This is a genomic window from Phytobacter ursingii (genome assembly GCF_001022135.1).
Classification (GTDB): Bacteria; Pseudomonadota; Gammaproteobacteria; order Enterobacterales; family Enterobacteriaceae; genus Phytobacter; species Phytobacter ursingii.
In genome coordinates, this window is the sequence record NZ_CP011602.1 from 4635371 (window position 1) to 4659908 (window position 24538).

The 24538-nt window shown below is 53.5% G+C and carries 24 protein-coding genes and 1 pseudogene; 12 read left to right on the forward strand and 13 right to left on the reverse strand.

The window, feature by feature from the left end; genetic code table 11:
* Window positions 1-52 precede the first annotated feature (52 nt).
* On the forward strand, window positions 53-979 hold the full coding sequence (dsdC, locus tag AB182_RS25390; RefSeq protein ID WP_047372488.1) for a DNA-binding transcriptional regulator DsdC: 927 nt from the start codon (window positions 53-55) through the stop codon (window positions 977-979).
* Window positions 980-1113: 134 nt separating this feature from the next.
* Window positions 1114-2208 carry a cellulase family glycosylhydrolase gene (locus AB182_RS33415; protein ID WP_380081264.1) on the forward strand — a complete coding sequence of 365 codons (1095 nt, stop codon included), beginning with the start codon at window positions 1114-1116 and terminating at the stop codon, window positions 2206-2208.
* Here AB182_RS33415 and emrD read toward each other — a convergent pair.
* The 3 genes and pseudogenes from emrD to tisB form a co-directional block, all read right to left on the reverse strand.
* Window positions 2123-3295: pseudogene (gene emrD / locus AB182_RS25395) on the reverse strand (multidrug efflux MFS transporter EmrD); the annotation flags it as partial. The gene AB182_RS33415 and the pseudogene emrD overlap by 86 nt on opposite strands.
* A 175-nt stretch (window positions 3296-3470) precedes the next feature.
* Window positions 3471-4304, reverse strand: a complete 834-nt coding sequence (locus tag AB182_RS25400; RefSeq protein WP_047372490.1) for a DMT family transporter — start codon at window positions 4302-4304, stop codon at window positions 3471-3473.
* 142 nt (window positions 4305-4446) lie between these two features.
* Window positions 4447-4536, reverse strand: a complete 90-nt coding sequence (tisB, locus tag AB182_RS31105) for a type I toxin-antitoxin system toxin TisB (protein ID WP_064572414.1) — start codon at window positions 4534-4536, stop codon at window positions 4447-4449.
* 603 nt (window positions 4537-5139) lie between these two features.
* Between tisB and fic the strand changes: the two genes are divergently transcribed.
* The 4 genes from fic to ilvN all read left to right on the forward strand — a co-directional run bounded on the left by fic (window position 5140) and on the right by ilvN (window position 8508).
* Window positions 5140-6216, forward strand: coding sequence for a protein adenylyltransferase Fic (gene fic / locus AB182_RS25405; RefSeq protein WP_047372491.1), 1077 nt, complete (start codon window positions 5140-5142; stop codon window positions 6214-6216).
* 110 nt (window positions 6217-6326) lie between these two features.
* On the forward strand, window positions 6327-6425 hold the full coding sequence (gene ivbL / locus AB182_RS32190) for an ilvB operon leader peptide IvbL (protein ID WP_103281084.1): 99 nt from the start codon (window positions 6327-6329) through the stop codon (window positions 6423-6425).
* A 103-nt stretch (window positions 6426-6528) separates the two neighbouring features.
* Window positions 6529-8214 carry an acetolactate synthase large subunit gene (gene ilvB, locus AB182_RS25415; protein WP_047372492.1) on the forward strand — a complete coding sequence of 562 codons (1686 nt, stop codon included), beginning with the start codon at window positions 6529-6531 and terminating at the stop codon, window positions 8212-8214.
* Window positions 8215-8217: 3 nt separating this feature from the next.
* Window positions 8218-8508, forward strand: a complete 291-nt coding sequence (gene ilvN / locus AB182_RS25420; RefSeq protein WP_047372493.1) for an acetolactate synthase small subunit — start codon at window positions 8218-8220, stop codon at window positions 8506-8508.
* Between the two features lie 17 nt (window positions 8509-8525).
* Here ilvN and AB182_RS25425 read toward each other — a convergent pair whose 3' ends face one another.
* A complete protein-coding gene (locus AB182_RS25425; protein WP_047372494.1) occupies window positions 8526-9320 on the reverse strand; it encodes a DeoR family transcriptional regulator in 795 nt (264 codons plus the stop codon).
* 261 nt (window positions 9321-9581) lie between these two features.
* Between AB182_RS25425 and rbsK the strand changes: the two genes are divergently transcribed.
* From rbsK to nepI, 5 genes are all read left to right on the forward strand, one after another.
* Window positions 9582-10502 (forward strand): ribokinase, encoded by a 921-nt coding sequence (rbsK, locus tag AB182_RS25430; protein ID WP_039080054.1) that lies wholly within the window; start codon window positions 9582-9584, stop codon window positions 10500-10502.
* 90 nt (window positions 10503-10592) lie between these two features.
* Window positions 10593-11909 carry an L-fucose:H+ symporter permease gene (gene fucP / locus AB182_RS25435; RefSeq protein ID WP_047372495.1) on the forward strand — a complete coding sequence of 439 codons (1317 nt, stop codon included), beginning with the start codon at window positions 10593-10595 and terminating at the stop codon, window positions 11907-11909.
* Between the two features lie 11 nt (window positions 11910-11920).
* Entirely contained in the window at window positions 11921-12934 is a 1014-nt protein-coding gene (locus AB182_RS25440; RefSeq protein WP_047372496.1) for an aldose 1-epimerase family protein, read from the forward strand.
* A 170-nt stretch (window positions 12935-13104) separates the two neighbouring features.
* Window positions 13105-13557: a DUF1198 domain-containing protein gene (locus AB182_RS25445; protein ID WP_047372497.1), complete on the forward strand. Its 453-nt coding sequence runs from the start codon at window positions 13105-13107 to the stop codon at window positions 13555-13557.
* A gap of 107 nt (window positions 13558-13664) precedes the next feature.
* Window positions 13665-14846: a purine ribonucleoside efflux pump NepI gene (gene nepI, locus AB182_RS25450; RefSeq protein ID WP_047372498.1), complete on the forward strand. Its 1182-nt coding sequence runs from the start codon at window positions 13665-13667 to the stop codon at window positions 14844-14846.
* Between the two features lie 238 nt (window positions 14847-15084).
* On the opposite strand, the gene AB182_RS25455 is transcribed toward nepI, so the two are convergent.
* From AB182_RS25455 to AB182_RS25480, 6 genes are all read right to left on the reverse strand, one after another.
* Window positions 15085-15990 (reverse strand): EamA family transporter, encoded by a 906-nt coding sequence (locus AB182_RS25455; protein ID WP_047372499.1) that lies wholly within the window; start codon window positions 15988-15990, stop codon window positions 15085-15087.
* Between the two features lie 106 nt (window positions 15991-16096).
* Window positions 16097-17476: a carbohydrate porin gene (locus AB182_RS25460; RefSeq protein WP_047372500.1), complete on the reverse strand. Its 1380-nt coding sequence runs from the start codon at window positions 17474-17476 to the stop codon at window positions 16097-16099.
* A gap of 266 nt (window positions 17477-17742) precedes the next feature.
* A complete protein-coding gene (locus AB182_RS25465; protein WP_047372501.1) occupies window positions 17743-18045 on the reverse strand; it encodes a PTS lactose/cellobiose transporter subunit IIA in 303 nt (100 codons plus the stop codon).
* Between the two features lie 12 nt (window positions 18046-18057).
* Window positions 18058-19440: a glycoside hydrolase family 1 protein gene (locus AB182_RS25470; RefSeq protein WP_047372502.1), complete on the reverse strand. Its 1383-nt coding sequence runs from the start codon at window positions 19438-19440 to the stop codon at window positions 18058-18060.
* A gap of 14 nt (window positions 19441-19454) precedes the next feature.
* Window positions 19455-20783, reverse strand: a complete 1329-nt coding sequence (locus AB182_RS25475) for a PTS sugar transporter subunit IIC (RefSeq protein ID WP_047372503.1) — start codon at window positions 20781-20783, stop codon at window positions 19455-19457.
* Window positions 20784-20794: 11 nt separating this feature from the next.
* Window positions 20795-21109: a PTS sugar transporter subunit IIB gene (locus AB182_RS25480; RefSeq protein WP_047372504.1), complete on the reverse strand. Its 315-nt coding sequence runs from the start codon at window positions 21107-21109 to the stop codon at window positions 20795-20797.
* Window positions 21110-21403: 294 nt separating this feature from the next.
* On the opposite strand from AB182_RS25480, the gene AB182_RS25485 reads away from it, so the two are divergent.
* The gene (locus AB182_RS25485; RefSeq protein ID WP_047372505.1) at window positions 21404-22357 is read left to right on the forward strand and encodes a LacI family DNA-binding transcriptional regulator; all 954 of its coding nucleotides are present in this window, start codon (window positions 21404-21406) and stop codon (window positions 22355-22357) included.
* A 43-nt stretch (window positions 22358-22400) separates the two neighbouring features.
* On the opposite strand, the gene AB182_RS25490 is transcribed toward AB182_RS25485, so the two are convergent.
* The 3 genes from AB182_RS25490 to AB182_RS25495 form a co-directional block, all read right to left on the reverse strand.
* Entirely contained in the window at window positions 22401-22943 is a 543-nt protein-coding gene (locus tag AB182_RS25490; protein WP_047372506.1) for an RNA 2'-phosphotransferase, read from the reverse strand.
* Between the two features lie 192 nt (window positions 22944-23135).
* Window positions 23136-23612, reverse strand: a complete 477-nt coding sequence (locus AB182_RS32410; protein ID WP_139153728.1) for a hypothetical protein — start codon at window positions 23610-23612, stop codon at window positions 23136-23138.
* Between the two features lie 245 nt (window positions 23613-23857).
* A complete protein-coding gene (locus tag AB182_RS25495) occupies window positions 23858-24511 on the reverse strand; it encodes an oxygen-insensitive NAD(P)H-dependent nitroreductase NfsB (protein ID WP_047372507.1) in 654 nt (217 codons plus the stop codon).
* Window positions 24512-24538 lie beyond the last annotated feature (27 nt).

Below are 24538 nucleotides of genomic sequence, written 5' to 3' on the forward strand. Positions count from 1 at the left end.
CAGCGTCTTTTTCTACACTGCGGGCAAACGAACTCGGGTGATAGAGGTGGCTATGGACCCCTTACGCGACGGCAGAAATCGCCTGCTCAACGGCTGGCAGTTATCAAAGCTCTATACCTTTGAGGTAGCTGCGAGGCATCAATCTTTTGCGCTGGCGGCAGATGAGCTGTCATTGAGTCCCAGCGCCGTCAGCCATCGCATGAATCAACTGGAAGACGAATTGGGCATCCAGCTGTTTGTCCGTTCTCACCGTAAAGTGGAGCTTACTCAAGAAGGTAAGAGGGTGTTCTGGGCGCTGAAATCGTCACTGGATACGCTGAATCAGGAAATCCTCGATATTAAAAATCAGGAACTGTCCGGCACATTAACCGTATACTCCCGGCCCTCCATCGCTCAGTGCTGGCTGGTGCCCGCATTGGGCGATTTTACACGCCGCTACCCGTCCATTTCGTTAACGGTGCTAACCGGTAACGACAACGTCAATCTCCAGCGTGCCGGCATCGATCTGGCCATCTATTTTGATGATGCGCCCTCTGCACAGTTGACCCACCATTTCCTGATGGATGAAGAGATTCTTCCGGTATGTAGTCCTGACTATGCTCGCCGCTTCGACTTAACCGGTTCGCTGGTAAACTTGCCCCATTGTACGTTGCTGCATGACAGGCAGGCCTGGAGCAATGACTCCGGTACCGATGAATGGCACAGCTGGGCGCAGCATTTTGGCGTAAGTTTGCCTGCATCGCCGGGTATTGGTTTCGATCGTTCAGATTTAGCGGTGATTGCCTCTATGAACCATATCGGTGTAGCGATGGGGCGCAAACGGCTGGTGCAAAAGCGTCTCGACAGTGGGGAGCTTATCGCGCCTTTCGGCGACAGGGCGCTGAAATGTCATCAGCACTATTACATTTCCACGTTACCTGGCAGACAATGGCCGAAAATTGAGGCATTTATCCAGTGGCTACAGCATTTGAATGTGTAAAACCAGATAGCTCTGCTTGTGTTATCTGACCATTGTGGAGAGACAGTGAGAATTTATTACGCTTTCGCGCTACGTATTCGGCGAGAAATCATGCTAAATACATGTAATCACCACCGATTTTGGCAAGGTCAATTGTGTTAAAACCACTATTAGCGATGGCTCTGCTTCTGGCGAGCGCGTCTGCGTTTGCTGCTGATACGCCGCTTACGGCGACACGCTACGCTCAGGAACTGGGCGTGGGTATGGATGTCGACTGGGCGCGAACCGAGCGCGGTATCCGTGAGTTCGATCCGCTTATCGTCCGTGATTTCTATGCGGAAGGGATTCGCCATGTGCGTATCCGGGTGGCCGATCCATTAACCGAAGCCCGCCTGATTCACCTGCGTAAGCTGGTGGAGGCCTGCGAAAAATATGGCGTGATCCCGATTATTTCTTACCAGGCGGATACCTTTAAGGCGGAGCCGGGTGCGAAAAACGAAGCGCAGCTGGTGGCGTGGTGGTCAACGGTGGCAAATTACTTTGGCAGCGAACATCCGACGCTCGGGTTTGACCTGATTTATGAGCCTTCGGATAAGCTTAATCACGATATGCCAGCGCTTAACCGCGCGTATGAAAATATCATCAAGACCATCCACGACATCAACCCGCAACGCATGATCTTTATTGCGCCGCGCCTGCGGGCCGCGCCCGAGGATTTAACGTCCTTGAAATTGCCTGGGCGTAGCCAGAACTACTTGCTGGCGGAGTGGCATATTTTCCCGTGGGGCCCACTGAAAAATAACGGAAAGTACCCGTGGACGTCGGGTACGGCGGCAGAGAAGGCGGCAATCAGAGCGCGTATTAATACGGCGGTCCACTGGCAGCAAAAAACCGGTCATGCGACCTGGGTCGGCGGTTGGTCAGTGGGTGAAACGATTAAAAGTCCGCCTGGTGAATCGCAACTGGCATTCGCCGCGTTTATGGCCTGTGAGCTGAATAAGGCGCAGATCCCCTTCGCCCTCAATGCGGATACGCAGTTTTATGATGGCGAAGAGGGGGCATGGCGGCCAACAACTGAACCGCTGCTAAAAACGATTATTTCACCGGACTGTGAGAAGGCGGATGCGAAGCCGGATCGCCGGGAAGGGAAGCCGCCGGTTCGTGTTCATGGCGCTTCTGGCGCAGCGCCAGCGGCAGCCAGCTCAGCAGAATCAAAAGCCCTGCCAGCGTCATCAGCATCCCAAGGCTAAACTGGCTGGTCTGGGGAAGCCCGGCAGAAAACCAGGCCAGCGCGCCGGATCCCATATTTTGCATGCCGCCAACCAGCGCCCCCGCCGTTCCTGCCAGAAAAGGGAACGGCTCCATTGCGCCACTGGTCGCCAGTGGGAAGAGCATGCCCGCCCCGAAGAAGAACAGCGCGGCGGGAACCAGCAGCGTCCAGACTGTCATTATGCCAAACCAGCCGGGGATCCACATCATGATGCCTGCCAGCAAACAACTGGCGACCGCCTGCCACATCAGCGTCGGGAAGCGCGCATTTTGCCGCCCGGCGAACCAGGCGCCGAAAAAGGCTGCCGGAATGGGGAGGATGAACAAAATACTGACCGCCATACTGGAAAGCCCCAGGGTGGCGCCCATCAGCACGCCTGAGCAGGCCTCAAATACGGCAATACCGGCCAGCCCCCCAATCAGCATCAACAAATAGCAGTTAAACATGCCGTTGCCCAACAGAGTCTTATAACGGGTGAGCAGCCCCATTTTTACAGTACCTGTCGGGCGCGTTTCAGGCATCCAGCGCGCCATGCTGAAGGTGACACCAGTACAGAGTACCAGCAGGAACGCAAAACAGGCGCGCCAGCCCCAGAGGGTGGTCAGCAGGCCGCCAATCAGCGGGGCGAGCAACGGGCTTACCAGAATGCCCATATTCATCAAACTGTTAGCATGGCGTAATTCGGTGCCGGAATAGAGATCGCGCGGCAGGGTGCGCGCCATTACGCCGCCGACGCCGGTTCCCATCCCCTGAAAGGCGCTGGCGACTATCAGAACGGTCAGGCTGTGGGTCGTGACAGCCACCAGTGTTGCCAGCATAAACACCGTTAACCCGCAAAGGATGGCCGGACGACGGCCAAAACGGTCGGCTAACGGGCCGTAAAAGAGTTGTGATACGCCATAGGTGAGGAGATAGGCGGCCATGACATTCTGCACCGCCCCTTCACGGGCATTGAGATCCTGCGCCATTCCGGCAATGGCGGGAATATAAATGGTTTGCGCCATTTGTCCCACTGCCACCAACAGGACCAGCATCAAGAGTAAACTGACGTTACGCTGTCTTTTCATTTCGCTGAATACGTTTTAAAAAAAGATAAATAAAGAATATGGTGCTGCCATAACCGTAAAATGCGAGAGGAATCTACCACAGTAATGTGACACGACAAGATGCGGAGTCAGAAAGAACGACCGCCGTCAGGCAGGATTTGTAAACAATTTGTGGCAACTTTGATTGCCAGTATGATCAGGACAGGCGCAGTAAGATCGCACCCGCAGCGATGCCACAGGCCGCAACAATCCGTAATCCGGCGACCTTTTCTTTGAGCATTAAAAAGGCGAGCAGCGCGCCAAAGAGAATTGAGGTTTCGCGCAGCGCGGCGACTACGGCCAGTGGCGCCTGCGTCATCGCCCATAACGCCAGCCCGTAGGAGCCCATGGTGCCAATACCGCCCGGCAGCCCTTTTTTCCAGTTATTCGCCAGATAGTGCGAGACTTCACGACGGCGAGCGATCATCGCCCAGGCCAACAGGCAAAAACCGTTCATGAAAAACGTCCAGAGGGTGTAACCGAATGCGCTACCCGCAAGGCGTACGCCTGTGCCGTCCACCAGCGTATATCCGGCAATAAAACAGGAATTTAGTAGGGCAAGCCAGATTCCGCGCGTTGAGCTGTGACGACCGTTACAGGCCATGGCAAGAATAGAGAGACAAATGACCGCGATACCGAGCCAGGCAAAGGTGGATAATGTATCACCCAACAACAGAACGCTTATCAAGGCCACCAGTAGCGGCGCGGTACCGCGCATCAACGGATAGGTCTGACTCATATCGGAAACCTGATACGTTTTAGCGACCAGTACCGTATAGACAACCTGTAACAGGCAGGAAACGGCGAGATAAGGCACGCTGGCGAGCGAGGGCTGCGGTGAGAAAGGCAACATGACCAGGGCGATTAACGCCGCAGAGCCGCTGACGCAGATGGCGGAATAGAGTTTATCGCTGCCCGCTTTAACAATCGCGTTCCAGCTCGCATGCAGAAGGGCGGCAAACAGCAGAATACAAAAAACAGTAACAGTCATGAGTACGCAGTGTCAGTGGGCGGCGTAAAAACGTACCATGAAAGCGGCGATCGGAGCGACTATTCTGTGCGATGAGGAAACTGCCAGTGATTATTAAAGAGGGGCGGTTGCCCGCCCCTCTTAGGTACGACTTGAACCTGAGTTACCGCAGTAATTTCAGGACAGCTTCAAGCAGTTGCAGCAAGGCAACTATGAGTTTCAGGATAAGGATAACCATATCCATTTCGCCCATACGCTTCTCCTTTGGCAAGGAGCACGACCGGCTGGCGTACCTTTCCGCTGCCTGTAACCAGCCGTTTTGTTGGCGTAACACAGTGTGCTCTCAAGGGGTTAAGGCACTGACGGCACCACCCGTTTCAGCCAGGACTTAATGTGCGCCCGTATCATTGCGGTCCCTCATACACACCGTGGTCGGCAAGACCATTATAAATTCATACTGTAAATATATACAGTTATTTCTGGACGAAATTTGCACCCTGTTCCATACTCAAACTGCTCATCGTGTGCGCATAATTTGCGCACAGGGTTAATTGATCGTATAGTTTCACTGTTGACGTAACACAGTGTGCTTGCGGCTACCAACCGCAAAAACCTGCTAAAAACCTCGCTCCGGCGGGGATAACGGACGGTATTCTGTACTGTCCGTTTTTATTTTGTGCCATGCACCTCTTCGCGATTCCCATAGCTCCTTTTTCATATCAACACATGCCTTCCCCTGCTATTTAACAGGTCATTTATATGTTTATAAAAATCGCTTTTTTAAACATATGGTCGTGACATGTCGTTACTATCGACATATTATGAATATATGTCGATAAAATAGGATTTTTTGAACATGTCATGGATGCCCGAACGCTCATATAACCAGCTTCCGCTACTCCCGCCTGATACAGCGCTCGTCGAGACGCGTAAGGTGCTGAAAGCTTGCATTAAGGCTCGAGCTGCTTTAGCTGAACTCAATACATCTGGCGAACTGCTGCCCGATCAAAGACTATTGATCAACTTGCTGCCAATGCTGGAAGCGAAAGACTCTTCTCGCATAGAAAATATTGTCACGACCAGCGATCAGCTTTTCCAATACGCCGATCGTATTGAAGACGCTGACCCTGCAACAAAAGAAGCGTTACGTTATCGCACTGCGCTGTATAAGGGCGTTAATCTTTTACAGGACTACCCACTGTGTTCTGGCACAGCTATGGAAATTTGCACAACACTGAGATCCATTGAAACTGACGTGAGAAAAACGCCAGGCACAGTGCTTCGCGATCAAAATAAGAACGTGGTATACACCCCACCTGATGGCGAAACGCTCATTCGTGACCTGTTATCCAATTGGGAACATTTCATCCATTCAGATATTGATTTAGATCCTTTGATAAAAATGGCCGTGTCCCATTATCAGTTCGAATGCATTCACCCCTTTTCCGACGGAAATGGTCGTACGGGACGCATTCTGAATATCCTCTATTTGATGGACTGTGGCGTGTTGTCGCAACCGATTCTCTATCTGTCTCGCTTTATCCTGGAAAGGCGGAGCGATTATTACACCTTGCTTCGTAATGTTACGGCTAAGAATGATTGGGAGTCCTGGGTTCTCTTTATGCTGGAGGCTGTGGAAGACACGGCAAAATGGACGACGGATAAAATCGCTGCCATGCGGAAATTAATAGAAGAAACAGCAGCATGGATCCGTGAAAAACTGCCTAAAATCTACACCTGGGAGCTTAACCAAACGCTATTTGCTCAGCCCTATTGTCGCATTGAAAACCTGGTCGATAACGGAATTGCAAAGCGGCAGACGGCCTCAATTTATCTTAAGTCGCTTGTTGAGATAGGCGTGCTGGAAGAAAAAATTGCCGGGCGTGAAAAACTGTACCTCAATACACGTCTTTTGCAGGAACTGAATAGCTAATAGAAACGTGATCTTCGACTCATTTTTGCGCTGATGAGTAATTTTCAATTGTTTCGTTCTGCAAGCTGTGTTTGTATAAATCCTGTTAATTATTCAAACACGAGTCCCCAATGAACGCTTCCACTATGACGATGAACCTACTAAAAACCGCGCATAACGCCGCGGTGGTCGTCGTGCGTGTGGTGGTGGTCGTCGGCAATGCGCCGTAGGGACTGGAACAACACACGATTCCAAAACCCCGCCGGCGCAAACCGGCGGGGTTTTTCGTTCTGACCCTCCCGGAAAGTCGGCCCAGAAGAAAAGGACTGGAGCATGGCAAGTTCGGGCACAACACAAACGACACGCTTTACCGGCGCACAGTTGATCGTTCATTTACTGGAACGTCAGGGCATTACCACGGTAGCGGGTATTCCTGGCGGGACCGTTCTCCCGCTGTATGACGCTTTAAGTCAGAGCACGCAAATTCGCCACGTACTGGCACGCCACGAGCAGGGCGCCGGGTTTATCGCCCAGGGCATGGCGCGTACCGAAGGTAAACCGGCTGTCTGTATGGCCTGTAGCGGACCGGGCGCCACCAATCTGGTGACCGCTATCGCCGATGCACGCCTCGATTCCATCCCGCTGGTGTGTATCACCGGACAGGTGCCTGCCTCCATGATCGGCACCGATGCGTTCCAGGAAGTCGACACTTACGGCATCTCTATCCCCATCACTAAGCACAATTACCTGGTCCGTAATATCGCCGAACTTCCGCAGGTGATAAGCGACGCGTTTCGTATTGCGCAATCCGGCCGTCCAGGCCCGGTGTGGATAGATATTCCTAAAGATGTCCAGACCGCGACCATCGAACTGAGTGAGCTGCCTGAGCCCGGCGGCAGAGCGCCTGCCCCGGCGTTTGATGCGAAAAGTGTGCAGGAAGCGGCGGCGATGATTAATGCCGCACAGCGTCCGGTGCTGTATCTGGGCGGCGGGGTGATTAACGCGCCGGAACAGGTGCGCGCACTGGCGGAAAAAGCGAATCTGCCGACCACCATGACCTTAATGGCGCTGGGAATGTTGCCAAAAGCACATCCACTGTCACTGGGGATGCTGGGCATGCACGGCGCTCGCAGCACCAACTTTATTCTGCAAGAGTCTGATTTATTAGTGGTTCTTGGTGCGCGTTTTGATGACCGGGCGATTGGGAAAACCGAGCAGTTCTGCCCGAACGCGAAAATCATCCATGTTGATATTGATAAGGCGGAGCTGGGTAAAATCAAGCAGCCGCACGTTGCCATTCAGGGCGATGTGGGTGAAGTGCTGGCGCAGTTGCTGCCGCAAATTGATGCGCAGCCGCGTGAGGCGTGGCGTGGTCTGGTGGCGCAACTGCAGCAGGAATTCCCGTCTGCCATTCCGCAGGGTGGCGACCCGCTCACCCATTACGGGCTGATTAATGCCGTTGCCGCCTGCGTTGATGATGAGGCGATTATCTCCACCGATGTGGGACAGCACCAGATGTGGACCGCGCAGGCCTATCCGCTCAATCGTCCGCGTCAGTGGCTGACCTCCGGCGGGCTGGGTACCATGGGTTTCGGGCTGCCAGCGGCAGTCGGCGCCGCACTGGCGAACCCGCAACGCAAAGTTATCTGCTTTTCCGGCGACGGTAGCCTGATGATGAACATTCAGGAGATGGCCACCGCCGCAGAAAATAATCTGGATGTGAAAATCATCCTGATGAACAACGAAGCGTTAGGCCTGGTGCATCAGCAGCAGAGCCTGTTTTACAAGCAGGGCGTATTCGCAGCGACCTATCCGGGGATGATTAACTTTATGCAGATTGCCGCCGGTTTTGGCCTGCAAACCTGTGATCTTAACAACGAGGCTGACCCGCATGCCGCGCTGCAGGCGATCATCGCTCGTCCGGGTCCGGCGCTCATCCATGTGCGTATCGACGCCGAAGAAAAAGTGTATCCGATGGTGCCGCCGGGTGCGGCAAATACTGAAATGGTGGGGGAATAAGCCATGCAACAGACAGTTTCTGATAACGTCATTCTTGAACTTACCGTACGTAACCATCCGGGGGTGATGACACACGTCTGTGGCCTGTTTGCCCGTCGCGCATTTAACGTGGAAGGCATTCTCTGCTTGCCCATTAAAGACAGCGAGCACAGCCGCATCTGGCTACTGGTCAATGACGATCAGCGCCTGGAGCAGATGATAAGCCAGATTGAAAAGCTGGAAGACGTGGTGCAGGTCGTACGCAATCAGTCGTCGCCGGGGATGTTCAACAAACTGGCGGTCTTCTTCGAGTAAGGTGAAAACAGGCCCGCTTAGCGGGCTTGTTCGTTTTCTGAGTCCGGCGTAATCACTTTCACAAACCCGTTGCGGCAGTGCGCCGGGTACTCTGCCGGAAGCGGACGATCGCTGATAAGCACGTCGAACCCGGAAAGGGGCGCAATACTCGCGGGGGCCACTTCATCAAATAAGGCGTAGCGTGCCAGCAGGATTTTACGCATGCCGTGTGCCATCGCCTTTCGCTTCATCGGTAAATCATCCAGGTTAAACCAGGTCACACCGTGGTGTTCATGCACGCCGCTGGCGGAAATAAACACTTTGCGTGGGTTTAATGAATCTAAAAGCGACGGGTTGTTCGGATCGTAAAAGGCATCGCTTTTGGCGCGCCAGGTACCGCCGCATAACATGGCCGTTGCGTTAGGTTTGGCGGTGAGCGCGACAAACACCTGGTGGGAGTAACAGATGCCAGTAAACGTGATGTCGTCCGGGATCATGCTGATAACCAGCGGCATTTCCGGCCCGTTGTCGAAAAAAACCAGGTCGTTTTCGCTGACCAACCCTGCAGCGAGGATAGCAATAGGCAAATCATCGCGATGATGCGTCCGAACAGTGGGCTGGGGAGCCGCGGCGGGGGCAGTGGGTTTGTTCACCATTACGATATAGCCGCCCAGCAGCGCCAGCGGCAGCGGTTCGTCATCCTGGCTAAAGTCTCTGCGAATGGTCATCACCGACACTTCCAGCATGCGCGCGGCGTCTTTTAAGTGGATTCGATCGGTCTTCTTGAGTAATTCAACCAGACGCCGGATGCGCTCTTTTTGCTTTGTTTCCACTCTTTTCTCCGCACTGATTCGGACTTGTGTGTTTCAAAAGTAACATTTTCCATCGCGCAGGAACACGTAATGATATCAACACTATAATCCTGTTAGCCGCTAAATAAAAGTGACGGCGCACCGGGTGTCGGGGATTTGGGGAGGATAACGGCGAAGAGTTATGATGCGCTAATCGCGATCATGGTCACAAATGATACGGAAGTAACATGATAATGTTACTATAATATCATTGTTAAGTGATTGTTTCTGAGAGGTAGTAAAATGGATATCGCAGTCATCGGCTCCAACATGGTGGATCTCATCACCTATACCAACCAGATGCCGAAAGAGGGAGAAACCCTGGAAGCCCCTGCCTTTAAAATCGGCTGCGGTGGTAAAGGGGCCAATCAGGCGGTGGCCGCCGCTAAAATGAATTCGAAAGTGATGATGTTGACCAAGGTGGGTGACGATATCTTTGCGGACAACACCATTCGTAACCTGGAGTCCTGGGGCATTAACACCACCTATGTCGAGAAAGTTCCCTGTACCAGTAGCGGCGTTGCGCCGATTTTTGTGAACCCCAACTCCAGCAACAGTATTCTAATTATTAAAGGTGCTAATAAATTTCTCTCACCGGAAGATATTGATCGCGCCGCGGAAGATTTGAAAAAGTGTCAATTAATTGTCCTGCAACTGGAAGTGCAATTAGAGACGGTCTATCACGCCATTGAATTTGGTAAAAAACACGGCATCAAAGTGTTATTAAACCCGGCACCGGCACTGCGTGAGCTGGATATGACCTATGCCTGTAAATGCGATTTCTTTATTCCAAATGAGACCGAACTTGAAATTCTGACCGGTATGCCGGTGGATACCTACGATAATATTCGTACGGCGGCACGAAGCCTGATTGATAACGGACTGAACAATATTATCGTGACCATGGGTGAAAAGGGCGCATTATGGATGACCCGCGAACGCGAAGTTCATGTTCCGGCGCACAAGGTCAACGCCATTGATACCAGCGGTGCAGGCGATGCCTTTATCGGCTGTTTCGCCCACTACTATGTCCAGGGCGGCGATGTCGAAGCGGCGATGAAAAAAGCCGCGCTGTTCGCTGCCTTTAGCGTGACCGGCAAAGGCACACAATCGTCTTACCCCAGCATTGAACAATTTAATGAGTACCTGGCTTTACATGAATAATAACCGCTGAGTTTATTTCGTAGCAGGCATATCACTGCCTGCTCTCAGGAATAAAGCAGTGATAAACCCTGCACATTGAAAGGTAGCACTATGAACGAAAAAAATATCGTTCAGATGCCCGATGGGTATCTGAATAAAACCCCTTTGTTCCAGTTTATCTTGTTATCCTGTTTATTCCCGTTGTGGGGATGCGCCGCTGCGTTAAATGATATTCTCATTACGCAATTTAAAAGCGTATTCTCATTGAGTAACTTTGCCTCTGCATTAGTGCAGAGCGCATTTTATGGCGGTTATTTCTTAATTGCCATTCCGGCCTCTCTGGTTATTAAAAAGAGCAGTTATAAAATTGCCATATTAATTGGGCTGACGCTTTATATCGTCGGTTGTTCACTGTTCTTCCCGGCTTCGCATATGGCGACCTATACCATGTTCCTGGCGGCAATCTTTGCGATTGCGATTGGGCTGAGTTTTCTTGAAACCGCAGCCAATACGTACAGCTCGATGCTGGGGCCAAAATCACATGCGACTCTGCGCCTGAATATCAGCCAGACCTTCTACCCGATTGGCGCGGCGGCAGGCATTTTGCTCGGTAAGTATCTGGTCTTCTCCGAAGGCGAGAGTCTGCAAAAACAGATGACGGGGATGACGCCTGAGCAGATCCACAACTTTAAAGTGCTGATGCTCGAAAACACCCTTGAGCCGTATAAGTACATGATTATGGTGCTGGTGGTTGTCATGGCGCTGTTTATGTTCACCCGCTTCCCCAAATGCAAAGTGGCGCAAACGGAAACCCATAAACGTCCGACCGCCATGGAGACACTGCGTTATCTGGCACAGAATGCCCGTTTTCGCCGTGGTATCGTCGCGCAATTCTTGTATGTCGGTATGCAGGTAGCGGTGTGGTCTTTCACCATTCGTCTGGCGCTGGAACTGGGTGATATCAACGAACGCGATGCGTCAAACTTTATGGTCTACAGCTTTGCCTGTTTCTTTATTGGCAAGTTTGTCGCCAATATCCTGATGACGCGGTTTAACCCGGCCAGGGTGTTGATTCTCTACTCCGTGATTGGCGCGCTGTTCCTGGCATATGTGGCGCTGGCCCCGAGCTTTAGCGCCGTGTACGTGGCAGTAGCGGTCAGTATTCTGTTTGGGCCGTGCTGGGCGACCATCTATGCGGGCACTCTTGATACTGTGGATAACGAACATACGGAAATGGCAGGCGCGGTCATTGTAATGGCGATTGTTGGCGCGGCGGTGGTCCCGGCTATCCAGGGCTATGTGGCGGATATGTTCCACTCGCTGCAACTGTCGTTCCTCGTTTCCATGCTGTGCTTTGTTTACGTTGGCGTCTATTTCTGGCGCGAAAGTCGAGTGCGTCGCGAACTGACCGAAGCGACCGCTTCCTGAGGAGAAGGACGATGGCAACACGATTAACCCTGTGGCGCGAGCTGTTTAGCCTGCAGCCACGCACCTTACTGGCAAATGACGATTTTACCGTCACGGCGTTTCGCTACCCGAGCGGCGTGGAGGCCGTGCGGCTGGAAAATGCCCGTGGACATCTGGTCGTTCTGCCCTGGCTTGGGCAGATGATCTGGGATGCGAATTTCGACGGGCGCGACCTGACGATGCGCAACATGTTCAGCCAGCCCAAACCGGCAAATGTGATTGTTGAAACATACGGCTGTTTTGCTTTTCACTCCGGGCTGCTGGCGAACGGCTGTCCGTCGGCGGAAGATAGCCACGCGCTGCACGGCGAAATGGCCTGTGCCACCATGGATGAGGCGTGGCTGGAGCTCGACGGCGACTCGCTACGTCTGGCCGGACGCTATGAGTACGTGATGGGTTTTGGCGATCACTACCTGGCGCAACCGTCGGTTACGCTACACAAGGCGAGTGCGCTGTTTGATATCACGATGGCGGTCACCAATCTGGCGTCGGTGCCGATGCCGCTGCAGTACATGTGCCATATGAATTACGCCTACGTGCCGCAGGCGACATTCAGCCAGAATATCCCGGATGAAGCGCTCATGCTGCGTGAATCCATTCCGGCGCATGTGAAACCGACAGAACAGTGGCTGGCATTCAACCGCCGCGTACAACAGGGCGAAGCGACGGTGAATGCGCTGACGGAGCCGGAATTCTACGACCCGGAAATCGTCTTCTTTGCCGACAGGCTTGATCGACACACTGATAAGCCCGAGTTTTGTATGCATGCACCGGATGGCACTACCTTTGTGACGCGCTTTTCCAGTGAGCAGTTTAATTACGTTACGCGCTGGATCCTCTATAACGGTGACCAGCAGGTTGCGGCGTTTGCCCTTCCGGCAACCTGTCGGCCCGAGGGATTTCTGGCTGCGAAGCGCAGCGGCAGCTTGTTAAGCCTTGCACCGCAGCAAACCCGCCAGTTTAGTGTAACCACAGGTATTGTCTGATCGCCTTATCTGAGCCCGGTTCGCCGGGCTTTTTTGTCCGTTCTCATCAATATAATCAGCCATCTGCGTGATCCTCTGCGCCACGGAAAATCAGTAAGCTCGCTCTTCGACTGTCCATTTTGTGCATTTTGACTTTATGATGTGCCTCCTGAGATGTGGCGGGAGCTTTCATGATTTGGTTAACACTGACGACACTGGTTGTGGTCTTTATTATTGGTTTCAGGGTATTAACGTCTGATTCACGTCGCGCGATACGTCGGTTGAGTGAGCGGCTGGCAATAACGCCGGTACCGGTGGAAACCATGATTGACCAGATGGGGAAAAAAGCAGGGGGAGAGTTTATCCAGTATCTGGCTCGCCCGGATGAAGCTCATCTGCAAAATGCTGCCCAGATGCTGTTTATCTGGCAGGTCTTTATTGTCGACAGTAGCGAGCAGCATTTGCAGTCCTGGCATCGTATCCTGCAAAAAGCCCGGCTGGCCGCGCCGATCACCGATGCGCAAGTCCGTCTCGCGCTGGGCTTTTTACGCGAACTTGAGCCAGACGTTGCTGAGCTTAATGCCTTCCAGATGCGCTACAACACCTTGTTTATCCCTGAGGAAGGGGTGCACTGGTTACACTGATCCTGAATATCCGACGGTGTAAATAGTTGCGTAAGTGTTAAATGAATCACACCGTTGTTTGTTACACTACACGGCTTTCACAATAAAATATGAAGCCGGGTGTAAAAATGATGGAAGTGCAGCGGACGCAGCCTGCAACAGGCGGTGTGAGTCGCCCCAACTGGTCGGCGGTATTTGCCGTCGCGTTTTGTGTGGCGTGCCTGATCACCGTGGAGTTTCTGCCGGTGAGTCTGTTGACGCCAATGGCGCAGGATTTGGGCGTGTCGGAAGGCGTCGCTGGCCAGTCGGTGACAGTAACGGCTTTTGTCGCCATGTTCGCCAGCCTGTTTATCACCCATATCATCGGCAAAACGGATCGCCGTCTGGTGGTTATTGCCTTTTCCGTGTTGCTGACGCTCTCCTGTCTGCTGGTCTCATTTGCCAATAGTTTTACCTTGCTGTTGCTTGGACGGGCTTGTCTGGGGCTGGCGTTGGGCGGTTTTTGGGCGATGTCTGCCTCCCTGACGATGCGACTGGTACCGGCCCGCACCATTCCAAAGGCACTGTCGGTTATTTTCGGCGCGGTCTCGATTGCTCTGGTGATTGCTGCGCCTTTGGGCAGTTTTCTCGGTGGGATCATTGGCTGGCGGCATGTGTTTAACGGCGCCGCGCTGATGGGGTTCGTCTGTATTGGCTGGGTGTGGATGGCGTTGCCGTCGATGCCGGGGCAAACAGAACATCATCAGAATATGTTTGGTCTGTTGAAGCGCCCGGGCGTACTGGCCGGGATGCTGGCGATTTTTATGGCCTTTGCCGGTCAGTTCTCCTTTTTTACCTACATTCGTCCGATCTTTATGACCCTCGCGGGCTTTGATGTTGATGGCCTGACACTGGTGTTATTGAGTTTTGGTATTGCCAGTTTTGTTGGCACCTCGCTTTCATCACATATCTTAAAACGCTCCGTAAAACTGGCGCTGGCCTGTGCGCCGCTGATCATTGCGCTGAGCGCGCTGATACTGATTTTGTGGGGCAGCAATAAAGCGGTGGCGGCGGGGATTGCCATCGTCTGGGGATTATCATTTGCACTGGTGCCGGTGGGCTGGTCGACGTGGATCACCCGCTCTCTTGCCGATCAGGCGGAAAAAGCGGGGTCGATTCAGGTGGCGGTTATTCAACTGGCGAATACCTGCGGTGCGGCGATTGGCGGCTACGCGCTGGATAATCTGGGCCTGCTTTCGCCGCTGGTGTTGTCAGGGTCGCTGATGTTGCTTACCGCGCTGCTGGTGGCAGGAAAAGTGAAGGTGAAGTGATTTTCCCCTCGTCCTTATCCGGGAATGCCCCGGATGCGGCGTAAACGCCTTATCCGGGCTACGCCCCGTAGCCCCGGTAAGCGCAGCGCCACCGGGGAATGTCCCGGATGGGGTGGTCGGTAATCATTGGGTTTGTAGCCCCGGTAAGTGCAGCGCGACCGGGGAATGTCCCGGATGGGGTGGCCGGTAATCATTGGGTTTGTAGCCCCGGTAAGCGTAGCGCCACCGGGGAAAACAGTCAGGCGGCAGCCTGGACGCGTTTACGTGAATCCAGCGAAATCAGCAGCACCGACGACACAATCATCAGTGTGCCCAGCCAGTCCGGCAGGGTAAAGGCGATACCGAGCAGGGCCACCGACAGCAGCGCACTGCTCAGGGGTTCGGCACAGCTCAGAATGCTGGCGCGTGAGCCGCCAATCATCTGCGCGCCTTTCAGGTACAGGCTAAAGGTCAGCGCGGTGCCCACCATCACCAGATACATAAACGCCATCACCAGATTGCCGTCGATAACGAAATCGCCCCCTTTATTGCCATAGAATGGCGTCAGCATTAATCCGGCGAGAAACATGCTCCAGCCGACAATCGATAGCGTGCCGTAGCGGGCGATAAGTTTCGACGGGTAGGTTGAATAGAGCGCGGCAGAAAACGCGGAAGCGATGCCCCATACCAGCGCTTCGCTGGAAATCGACAGCGACGTCATATTTCCGTGTGTCACCAGCAACAGGGTGCCAATCAGCGATGTTGCAATCGCCGCGGTGACAGCGAGCGTCGGTTTTGCTTTTCGCGCCAGGGCAAACCACGTCACGATGATCGTCGGCGAGAGAAATTGTAGCACCGTGGCGGTGGCGGCATTCGATTTCTCGATGGTTACCAGGAAGGTGAGTTGCACGATAAGCGCGCCAAACAGCGAAAAGAACAGCAAACTCAGCGTGTCTTTGCGGTTTTTGACGATCGTGAAAATTTTATCGCCATGAAAAAACGACAGAATCAATAACACTGCGCCGCCGGACAGCAGGCGAACCATCGTCAACCAGGGGGCCGCGATGTGGCTTTTCTCCATGATGTACTGGGCGCAAACCCCGGAACTGCCCCATAAAATGGCGGCAATCAGTACGTAAAGCATCCCTTTTTTTGTGGAACCCATTTTCTATCCAGACCTGCCATGCTGCTTTCTTATTGATGAGTTTTGCATCATAGCACAGGCGTGATAGATAACCGGAGGCAGCATCCCTGCCGCCCGCGGATTTACATTAGAACCAGGCTTCCCACATCGCCCCGACGTTGAAAGAGTCCAGCGTGGTGTCATCCGTGCCGTTAACACGTGCGGTGCGCTTGTTGTCAACTTCGCCACCGGTTACGTAGAAGCGCAGCATCGGACGGAACTCTGGCCCCATATCAATGGAGATGTTCTGCGACAGGGTCGCTTTCCAGCCGTTGTTATCGCCGCCTTTGTCGTAGGCCACTTTCTGCCAGCCCAGTTCCAGCCAGGTTGAATGCACGTCGTTCCACCAGTACATCGGACGCACAATGGCGTTGTAGTTCTTACGGTTGTCAGACTTGTCAGCGCTGTTGTCGTAATCGTGGAAGGCGAGCAGATATTCCACCTGCATCTGGCGACTAAACTTGTGCAGCCCTTCGAAGCTGGCATAGATAGTTTTCAGATCATCCGTTTTGTTGTAAACGCTGTTATCTGCGTTATCGGAGTAACGGGCGATAACCTTGTTCACGCCGCTGTCGTTGGTATGGCTTAACACCACGCCGCCCTGCCAGGCTTTCAGGCGGGCGTCGCTTTCAACGGCTTTCGAGTCAAAACCGTAGTTAGCGTAAATTTCCAGATCCAGCGGGCCGACTTTCATGCCGTGGACTTTTGAGGTGACGGCGTAGTTGCCTTTGTCGCCGGTGCCGGAGCCACCGGTACAAGTAATGCGTGACGGGTTATCGCCATTGTCTTCCACTTCCGGGTTACAGGACTGCACAGCAGCCACAGTGGCCACGTCAAACTGTACGCCGCCGATGTCGAAGTTTTTCACCCCGGCGCCCTGGCCATCGTGGTTCATCCAGAAGTAGTCGTTGATGCCCTGTTGCGGACGCTGGTGGAAGTCACGACCCGCCCAGAAGTAGGCGTTCGGGTTGGATTCCAGCAGGTTGGTCACCCCCGCGTAGGCTTTTTTCAGGTTAACTTCGTCGCCCCAGTGATCGAACATCACGTTGACGTCCCAGATAGCCCCGTGCGAACTCTTAAACGCTTTGGAAAGCTGGAACTCGCCGCCGTTGCCTTCGTTACCCAGACGGCCAATCGCAGACGAGCCGTTATACGAACCGTCTACGCCAACGTATTTCTGATCGCCGCTCTGATAGTGGGCGCCATAACGGGCGTAACCGCTAAATTTCACGCCATAAGGAATGGCTAAATCAGGCGTTTGCGCGGTACTTTGCGGCTCGGTAATGACATCCGCTTTTTTATCAATAGCGGCATCCATTTTTGCCTGCCGCTCAGCTAATGCTTTATCCACCGCTTTTGCCACGATGGCGTCAATTTGTTCTTGGGTAAATTCTTGAGCTATCACCGAACCAGAGCAAAGCGCAGCCGCAACTGCCAGTGCCACTGGAAGTTTATTGTTTAATTTCATAATTATCTCAATTTATACCCTTGATATTTCTGGCTGCATGTTCGTTGGCAGTACTCATTCACCCGAATCACTTATATAAGTAAGCGCATCGGGATTCATTTGTTTGTCGCCTTCGTGAAGCTAAAAATATTTAGGGTGTAGTTGGTTGTTTTTAAACAATAACCATCCCGTCCTGATTTGACAGAACAACATGCCAGTATCAAAACAAGTTGATTTATATTTTATAATTCAGGTACAGAGTTATATTTTCCGTAATCAATAAGTTTTTAACGCTGATAAAGCTGAATGATCTCCTCTGATAATTCACGCGCCAGTAACGACGTCATTAAATGATCCTGGGCATGCACCATAATTAACGTCATGGGTTGCCGGGCTTCGCCGGCGTCCTGTTCAATTAATTTGGTTTGCATTTGATGGGCCTGGCGCGAATAGCCATCGGCTTCACGCAGCAGGTTTTGGGCTTCCTCAAAATTGCCCGCTCTGGCGGCACGCAGTGCTTCAAAGCACAGGCTGCGCGACTGCCCCGCGTTAACGATAATCTCCATTACCGCTTCTTCTAATGCGACCATATTTATTTACTCTTAATCAAAACCATTATTCTTCGCGGTGGCGGCAAACCATTCTCCGCTTTTCTTAACGGTACGTTTCTGGGTTTCTAAATCTAGCTGAACAAAACCGTAGCGGTTTTTATACGCGTTACACCATGACCAATTATCAATAAAGGTCCACATATGGTAGCCAAGGCAATTACAGCCTTCGCTAATTCCTTTATGTAGCCATTTAAGATGGTCGGTAATAAAGGTAATGCGGTACTGATCGTTTATTTGCCCGTTTTCAATAAAACGCTGTTCATTTTCGACACCCATACCATTTTCAGAAATAAAGCAGCGTGGGTTGCCGTAATTATCACGAAGATTAACCAAAATATCGTAAATACCCGGCTCATAAATTTCCCAGCCGCGCCAGGGGTTCATTTTTCGCCCTGGCATCTCGTAATAATCAAACAGCCATTCCGGCATAAACGGCGACTCAGGGTTAACGGCGCTGTCCCGGCATTTCACTCGTCGCGGCTGGTAATAGTTAATACCCAGTAAGTCGACTTTCCCGGCGGCAATCAGCTCTTTATCGCCCAGATGGCAAGCGGGAAGCTGATCATACTCTTTCAGTAATGCTACCAGGTCTGCCGGATACTCGCCCCGCAGTACCGGATCAAGGAAGCTGCGGTTAAACAGCAGATCAGCATGATGCGCGGCTTTCAGATCTGCCGGATGCTGCGAACGCGGATACGACGGCGTCAGGTTGAGCACTATACCGATCTCACCGGAGTGATGTCCGGCGCGAAATGCCCGCACTGCGCTGGCATGGGCCAGTACCGTGTTGTATGCCACTGTGGCTGCCCGTTTGAAATCCACCACGTTTGGGTAATGGAAGTCATACAGATAGCCCCCTTCTACCGGCACAATCGGTTCGTTGAAAGTAAACCAGTGCTTCACCTGATGACCAAACAGGTCGAAACAGATCTGCGCGTAGCGGGAGAATGCCTCAACCACTTCGCGATTTTCCCAGCCGCCTTTCTCCTGCATCACCATCGGCATGTCGAAGTGGAACAGGGTGATAAACGGTTCGATACCCTGTTCTGCCAGCTCACTGAGCATGGTGCTGTAAAACGCAACAGCCTCTCTGTTCACCTCGCCGATGCCATCAGGAATCAGGCGGCTCCAGCTTATTGAGGTGCGAAAACTGTTATGGTTCAGCGCTTTTAACAGGGCGATATCTTCGCGCCAGTGCTGGTAAAAGGTGGACGTATCCTGGGGGCCCACCTGCTGGTGAAAGCGCCAGGGTTGACTGGCGTACCAGGCATCCCATGTTGTGGCGCTCTTCCCGCCCTTTAAGCTTTCCCCTTCGGTTTGTTGCGCGGAACTGGCGCTACCCCACCAGAAGTTTTCGGGAAATGCGTATTTCATTTTTCTCTCCTTGTTCAGTTACTGCCGACGGTTTCCGCCATCGGTGCGCTGTTCTGCGCTTTTTGCTCTTCGGTTTTCATCAATGAACGCTCGTAAGCACGCAGGAACGGCAGGTACATCAGTGCGGACATCACCATACAAATGACGCACATCACCACCGGGCTGAATGCCCAGTTTGCCGCCCAGGATGCGCCAATCGGTGCCGGCGTTGTCCACGGTGTCAGTGACACAACTTGCGCCAGTAAGCCCATGCGGGTCGCGGCATACGCCAGAACGGCGTTCACCAACGGCACACAGACGAACGGGATAAACAGCATCGGGTTCATGATGATCGGCGCACCGAACAGAATCGGTTCATTGATGTTGAAGAAGCTTGGCACCACGCCCATTTTGCCGATAGTCCGCAAATGCGTAACGCGGCTACGCAGCAGCAAGAAGGCCAGCGGTAAGGTTGAACCTACGCCGCCAATAAGGAGGTAGTGGTCCCAGAAACCTTGCAGATAAACGTGCGGCAATGCAGCGCCTGCGGCCAGTGCAGCCTGGTTGGCGGAGAGGTTGGCCATCCAGAACGGGTTCATGATACCGGTGACAATCAGCGAGCCGTGGATACCGGCAAACCAGAAGATTTGGCACAGCAGTACAGAAAGCAGGATCGCAGGCAGCGAATCCGATGCGGAGACCAGCGGTTCCAGCAGGTGCATAATCGCCTGCGGCAGGATCATGCCGGTTTGCGCTTCGATAAACAGGTTCAGCGGGTGCAGCGTACCGATAATCACCAGAACCGGGATCAGGATTTCAAACGAGCGGGCAACACCGGTCGGCACCTCTTTCGGCAGGCGAATGGTGATGTTGTGCTGCTTGAGCCAGGCATAAACGCGCGCGGAGTATATCGCTGTCAGCAGCGCGGTAAAGATCCCCTGGCCGGAGAGGTACTGGGTGGAAATCTGCCCTTCATGATAAGGCGCGGCAACCAGCAGGAAGGCCATAAACGCCAGCAGGCCGGTCATCACCGGGTCAAGATTGAACTGGCGGCCCAGGCTCGCGCCGATACCGACAGAGATGAAGAAGGTCATGACCCCCATGCTCAGGTTGAAAGGCAACATCAGCTGCGCGCGGTATTCGGTAGAAAAATCCAGCCAGGCGCGGGCAAAGCCGTTGGTCGTTTCGGGTGAGAACGGCGGGAAAATAAACACCAGCATAAACGAGCCGATGATCATGAACGGCAGCGCGGCGGTAAAGCCATCGCGGATAGCGATAACGTATTTCTGCTGTCCGAGTTTGCCCGCCAGCGGGGTAATGGACTGCTCAATGACGCCAATCATAGACTGATATAACGAACTCATGGGTTCACCTTTTAGTGCGCCGCTTCAATCAGCGACAGTGCATAGTCCAGTACTTTATCGCCACGCTGCATCCCGTAGTCCATCGGATTGATGGGCTGTACGGGGATGCCGACGGCGGCGGCCTTTTCTGACAGCGTGTTTAACATATATTTTACTTGTGGTCCGAGAAGCACGACCTGGTATCGCGGGAACTGCACATCAAATTCAGCCACACCGTACGCATCGATCTCGACCGGCAAATTCCGCTGCTCTGCCTCCTCAACCATTTTCCTGACCAGCAGGCTGGTGGACATACCGGCGGAGCAACACAACATAATCCTGAACATCTTGACCATCCTCGAATGTAAAAAGTTATTGCGGGGATGATTGGATATCATACGGAAACCGGTTTCCATCACAGCGCAAAAGAAGTGTGATGAGTATCAAACTCTCGGTGATGTAAGCGCTTTTTTCTGGATTCAGGTCACGGAATTTGGATGGATTCTGATAGCAAGTGAGTCCAAATGGAAAATCGGTTTCCATGAAAAAAAGAAAAGGATATACTGCAAGTGGTTATATTATGAACCATTGCTGTACTTTGAATTTTCAGGCGCAACTTATTCGTCTGTCAGGGGAAAAAGATGTCTACAATCAACGATGTATCACGTTTAGCTGGGGTGTCCAAAGCCACAGTCTCACGGGTGTTGAGTGGTTCGCGCGGCGTTAAGGAAGCCAGTCGCCTCGCAGTACTGAAAGCGGTCGAAGAGCTGAATTATCGGCCCAATGTTATCGCGCAGTCCTTACTCAGCCAGTCGACAGGCTGCATCGGCGTGATCTGCGCCCAGGACAATATCAACCAGACCACCGCGTATCTTTATGCGCTGGAAAAACATCTCAGCCAGAGTCAGAAACACCTGTTGCTGCGCTTTGCGAATACCAAAGCGGGAGTGATGAGCGCGCTGGAAGAACTCACCTGTGGATTGTGCGATGATGTATTAATTATCGGCGCCCGCTTCCCGCTGAATATCAACGACGAGAATGTCATTCTGGTGGATTGCGCGGAGTCGGATACGCTAAACAGCATCCAGTTTGATCATGCGTTCGCGGCAGAAACGGCCTGCAACTTCCTGATAAGCCAGGGAAGACGCCAGATTGCACTGATTCATCCGGATGCCCGCGGTAACACCGACCAGGTGTTACTCGGTTATAAGCATGCGCTGGAAAACAACTTCCTGCCGTTTAACCGCAACCTGGTGTTTATGGATGACACCTCGTCATCTGTGGCGTTGCAGGTATTGCTCAACAATGCCACTACCTTGAATTTCAATGCGCTTTTGGTGGCGGATGAACAAGAAGCCCAGCGAGTGATCCCGCAGTTGCAGGCATTCAATAAATCTGTACCGGGCGACATCATGGTCTTTAGCCTGGCGGGTTCGTTGCACCTGCCGGGGGTGCCAAAAATCCCGGCGATTGAGTACTCCATGGACGCGATGGCGGCGCGGATTGTCGCGTGGCTCAACGAAAAAACCCAGAGCGTACTCGGTTCTTGTGTAGTGCGCGGGGATTTAATTATTCCTGAAATGATCAAGCGCTAACGGTTAAAGCCAGCCTCCGCCCGGAGGCTTTTTTACGTCGCGATCACTGGCTGATAAATTCCACCGCAACCTGCCGGGTCAGCCAGACGCCATTCTCCGCCTGATAGAACGGATAACCCTGCTCGAACATGGCTAATGCGTTAATTTCCAGCACCACGGGTGCGCCGTAGCGCTGCCCGACCTGAATAGCCACCTCCCGATCGGCAGAGAGATGAACATATTGTCGCGACTGCGCGGTTAATCCTTCGGCAAGAATGGCGGTGAGAAAACGGCTGGCGGTGCCGTGGTACAAGATGTCCGGCGGTTTTTTTTCTGTAAAGGCAATATCGACTTTCGCCGTCGAGTGCCCCTGAACGGCACGAATACGCAGTCCGTCTTCGGAGAGGGCGAAGCGCTTTTTATCACTGCCTTCCACGACGGCTTCAATGAGTTGTTTGTCCAGTGATTGCCCCTGGCCTGCCGCGCCCGCGATCAGTGCATCAATGTTCGCCCACCCTTCGCTATCCAGTTCCAGACCAATGGCTTCTGGTTGATGGCGCAGAACGTAGCTCAGAAATTTACTGACTTCATTATGTGTTTTTTTCATTATTGTCTGCCTTGCAAGTCGTTTGCGTGGCGTACTTATAAGCAAACGGTTGGCGGTTGTAAATCGCTCAGTTTGACATCCGGAAATGGATGATGAAAGGGTGAGGGAAGGGATAACTCATAAAACGGGACAACTGCTCTTCTTTGACGTAGAGGGGAATACCCGGATGGCGGCGTAAACGCCTGATCCGGGCTACGTTCTGGTAGCCCCGGCAAGCGCCGCGCCGCCGGGGAGTGTCCCGGATGGCGGCGTAAACGCCTGATTCGGGCTACGGTCTGGTAGCCCCGGCAAGCGCCGCGCCGCCGGGGAGTGTCCCGGATGGCGGCGTAAACGCCTGATCCGGGCTACGTCTGGTAGCCCCGGCAAGCGCCGCGCCGCCGGGGAGTGTCCCGGATGGCGGCGTAAACGCCTGATCCGGGCTACGTTCTGGTAGCACCGGCAAGTGCCGCGCCGCCGGGGAGTGTCCCGGATGGCGGCATAAACGCCTGATCCGGGATCTGGTCTGTTAGCTCCGGCAAGCGCCGCGCCGCCGGGGAGTGTCCCGGATGGCGGCGTAAACGCCTGATTTGGGCTACGTTCTGGTAGCCCAGCAAGCGCCGCGCCGCCGGGGAGTGTCCCGGATGGCGGCGTAAACGCCTGATCCGGGCTGCGTTCTGGTAGCCCCGGCAAGCGCCGCGCCGCCGGGGAGTGTCCCGGATGGCGGCGTAAACGCCTGATCCGGGCTACGTTCTGGTAGCCCCGGCAAGCGCCGCGCCGCCGGGGAGTGTCCCGGATGGCGGCGTAAACGCCTGATCCGGGCTATGTTCTGGTAGCCCCGGCAAGCGCCGCGCACGCAATACGGTCCCCTCTCCCTTGAGGGAGAGGGTTAGGGTGAGGGGGAAATGCCGCAAACAGCACGCGTGCAGCATTTACCCTCAAATAAAGGTAAAAATCTCTTCACGCGGCAGACGGGATTTCGGCAGGGCGGCGTTGAAATCACCTTCGCTGCGGTAACCGAGCGACACCAGCACCACGCTGGTGAACCCTTTTTCACGCAGACCCAAAGAGAGGTCCAGCGCACGTTGATCAAACCCTTCCATCGGCGTTGCATCAATACCTAACATCGCCGCGCCCAGCAGCAGTCCGCCCAGCGCCAGATAAACTTGTTTCTCCATCCACTGCGGAATATCACGGGACTCATAGCGGTGCATATCGACATAAGAGCGACGGCTCTTATCCTGGCCTGCCTGCGCGCCTTCGGCGACGAAACGGCCATCTGCGTTCTCTTGTGCCAGCACTTTTTGCAGATGCTGATCATCCAGATCCGTACGCATGCAAAGTGCAATAACGTGCGAAGCGTTCAACACTTTAGGTTCGTTGTAAATGAACGCACCGGTGGTCGATTTTGCAATCGCGGCGCGGCCTTCGGCCGTCGATGCCACCACAAAATGCCACGGCTGGGAGTTCACCGAAGAGGGGCTGTTTTGTAGTACATTCAGCAGCGTTTCAATCTGCTCCTGCGGCAGCGTTTTACCCCCTTCAAAGGCTTTAACGGTATGGCGGGCAATCACGGCATCATCTAAAGTCATCGTCTCTCTCCGGGCAGGAAAATGAAA

Bases quoted from the DNA above. Each gene is read 5' to 3' on its own strand.
- fic (WP_047372491.1), top strand. From the start codon at position 5,140: ATGTCATGGATGCCCGAACGCTCATATAACCAGCTTCCGCTACTCCCG.
- ilvB (WP_047372492.1), top strand. From the start codon at position 6,529: ATGGCAAGTTCGGGCACAACACAAACGACACGCTTTACCGGCGCACAG.
- fucP (WP_047372495.1), top strand. From the start codon at position 10,593: ATGAACGAAAAAAATATCGTTCAGATGCCCGATGGGTATCTGAATAAA.
- AB182_RS25490 (WP_047372506.1), bottom strand. From the start codon at position 22,943: ATGAAAAAAACACATAATGAAGTCAGTAAATTTCTGAGCTACGTTCTG.
- ivbL (WP_103281084.1), top strand. From the start codon at position 6,327: ATGAACGCTTCCACTATGACGATGAACCTACTAAAAACCGCGCATAAC.
- rbsK (WP_039080054.1), top strand. From the start codon at position 9,582: ATGGATATCGCAGTCATCGGCTCCAACATGGTGGATCTCATCACCTAT.
- AB182_RS25470 (WP_047372502.1), bottom strand. From the start codon at position 19,440: ATGAAATACGCATTTCCCGAAAACTTCTGGTGGGGTAGCGCCAGTTCC.
- AB182_RS25495 (WP_047372507.1), bottom strand. From the start codon at position 24,511: ATGACTTTAGATGATGCCGTGATTGCCCGCCATACCGTTAAAGCCTTT.
- dsdC (WP_047372488.1), top strand. From the start codon at position 53: ATGGACCCCTTACGCGACGGCAGAAATCGCCTGCTCAACGGCTGGCAG.
- AB182_RS25465 (WP_047372501.1), bottom strand. From the start codon at position 18,045: ATGGTCGCATTAGAAGAAGCGGTAATGGAGATTATCGTTAACGCGGGG.
- AB182_RS25485 (WP_047372505.1), top strand. From the start codon at position 21,404: ATGTCTACAATCAACGATGTATCACGTTTAGCTGGGGTGTCCAAAGCC.
- AB182_RS25480 (WP_047372504.1), bottom strand. From the start codon at position 21,109: ATGTTCAGGATTATGTTGTGTTGCTCCGCCGGTATGTCCACCAGCCTG.
- AB182_RS25440 (WP_047372496.1), top strand. From the start codon at position 11,921: ATGGCAACACGATTAACCCTGTGGCGCGAGCTGTTTAGCCTGCAGCCA.
- AB182_RS25400 (WP_047372490.1), bottom strand. From the start codon at position 4,304: ATGACTGTTACTGTTTTTTGTATTCTGCTGTTTGCCGCCCTTCTGCAT.
- AB182_RS25475 (WP_047372503.1), bottom strand. From the start codon at position 20,783: ATGAGTTCGTTATATCAGTCTATGATTGGCGTCATTGAGCAGTCCATT.
- tisB (WP_064572414.1), bottom strand. From the start codon at position 4,536: ATGGGCGAAATGGATATGGTTATCCTTATCCTGAAACTCATAGTTGCC.
- ilvN (WP_047372493.1), top strand. From the start codon at position 8,218: ATGCAACAGACAGTTTCTGATAACGTCATTCTTGAACTTACCGTACGT.
- AB182_RS25460 (WP_047372500.1), bottom strand. From the start codon at position 17,476: ATGAAATTAAACAATAAACTTCCAGTGGCACTGGCAGTTGCGGCTGCG.
- nepI (WP_047372498.1), top strand. From the start codon at position 13,665: ATGATGGAAGTGCAGCGGACGCAGCCTGCAACAGGCGGTGTGAGTCGC.
- AB182_RS25445 (WP_047372497.1), top strand. From the start codon at position 13,105: ATGATTTGGTTAACACTGACGACACTGGTTGTGGTCTTTATTATTGGT.
- AB182_RS25455 (WP_047372499.1), bottom strand. From the start codon at position 15,990: ATGGGTTCCACAAAAAAAGGGATGCTTTACGTACTGATTGCCGCCATT.